The 1,411-nt window shown below is 62.5% G+C and carries 1 protein-coding gene; it reads right to left on the bottom strand.

Going from position 1 to position 1,411, the window contains the following annotated elements; all coding sequences use genetic code 11:
• The coding region (locus ACXRVY_RS29125) for a carbon starvation CstA family protein (protein WP_458238974.1) at positions 1 to 1,411 on the bottom strand (1,411 nt) is incomplete at both ends.

Below are 1,411 nucleotides of genomic sequence, written 5' to 3'. Positions count from 1 at the left end.
AACAGGAACAGCGCGGTCAGCGTTGCGTTGGTGTAGGCGTTGAAGATCACGTGCTGCATCTGGGTGATGTCCTTGGCCGGGGCCAGCACCTGACCGTTGGCCAGGGCATCGCTGTACTTCTTCGCCAGGGCGAGGAAGCCGATCGCCGGGTTGGCATCGAACAGCTTGATGAAGCCAGCGGTGGTAGTGCAGATCAGCAACCATACCGCCGGCAGCAAGGTGACCCAGACATAACGCTGGCGCTTCATCTTGATCAGCACSMCGGTAGCGAGCATCAGCGCGATACCGGCCAGCATCTGGTTGGMGATGCCGAACAGCGGCCACAAGGTGTTGATGCCGCCCAATGGATCGATCACGCCCTGATACAGCAGATAACCCCACATGGCCACGCAACCGGCGGTGGCAATCAGGTTGGCGGTCCAGGATTCGGTGCGACGCAGGGCTGGCACGAACGAACCGAGCAGGTCCTGGAGCATGAAACGCCCGGCGCGGGTGCCGGCGTCCACGGCAGTGAGGATGAACAGCGCTTCAAACAGGATCGCGAAGTGGTACCAGAACGCCATGGTGTYCTCACCCGGCAGGACGTGGTGCAGGATCTGCGCGATCCCCACCGCCAGGGTCGGCGCACCACCGGCACGGGCCAGAATCGTGGTTTCACCGATGTCGTGGGCCACCGCTTGCAGGGCTTCCGGGGTAATCGCAAAGCCCCAACTGCTGACGGTTTGCGCAACGGCAACCGCATCGGCGCCAACCACGGCCGCCGGGCTGTTCATGGCGAAATACACGCCCGGATCGATGACCGACGCAGCGACCATGGCCATGATCGCCACGAACGATTCCATCAGCATGCCGCCGTAACCGATGTAACGGGCATGCCCCTCACTGGCGAGCAGTTTCGGCGTGGTGCCGGAGGCGATCAGCGCATGGAAACCCGACACCGCGCCACAGGCGATAGTGATGAACAGGAACGGGAACAACCCGCCCTTCCACACTGGGCCGGTGCCGTCGATGAACTGGGTCAGGGCCGGCATTTTCAGCTCGGGCATGGTCACCAGGATGCCGATGGCCAGGGCGACGATGGTGCCGATTTTCAGGAAGGTCGACAGGTAGTCACGGGGTGCCAGAATCAGCCACACCGGCAACACCGCCGCGACAAAACCGTAGCCGATCAGCATCCAGGTGATCTGCAGACCGGTAAAGGTAAAGGCCTTGGCCCACACCGGATCCGCGGCAATCTGCCCGCCGAGCCAGATCGAACCGAGCAGCAACAGCACGCCGATCACCGAGATCTCACCGATGCGACCCGGGCGGATGTAGCGCATGTAGATGCCCATGAACATCGCGATCGGGATGGTCGCCATCACCGTGAAAATACCCCACGGGCTCTCGGCCAGGGCTTTCACCACGATCA

The organism is Pseudomonas sp. P5_A2_2, from assembly GCF_054177685.1.
This window is presented reverse-complemented; position numbering and strand designations above follow the sequence as displayed.